The organism is Dellaglioa sp. CoH-56-MRSF-12 (genome assembly GCF_056782075.1).
Genome location: NZ_JBXAYD010000155.1, coordinates 1 through 244 on the forward strand (window position 1 = coordinate 1; position 244 = coordinate 244).

At 72.5% G+C, this 244-nt stretch carries 1 protein-coding gene; it reads left to right on the forward strand.

Going from position 1 to position 244, the window contains the following annotated elements; all coding sequences use genetic code 11:
• Nucleotides 1-244 (forward strand): response regulator (locus AC1RPY_RS08135; protein ID WP_481763177.1); only part of this gene is annotated, 244 nt, incomplete at both ends.

Below are 244 nucleotides of genomic sequence, written 5' to 3' on the forward strand. Positions count from 1 at the left end.
GTGGTCGGCGAGGCCGCCACCGGCCGCGAGGCGGTCGAGGTGGCGCGGCGGACGCGGCCCGACGTCGTGCTGATGGACATCCGGATGCCGGACGGCGACGGGCTCTGGGCGACGGGAGAGCTCACGGCCGACCCGGACCTCGCCGGAACGCGCATCGTGATGGTGACAACCTTCGAACTCGACGACTACGTGGCGCAGGCGATCCTGGCCGGCGCCAGCGGCTTCCTGGTGAAGGACACCGAGC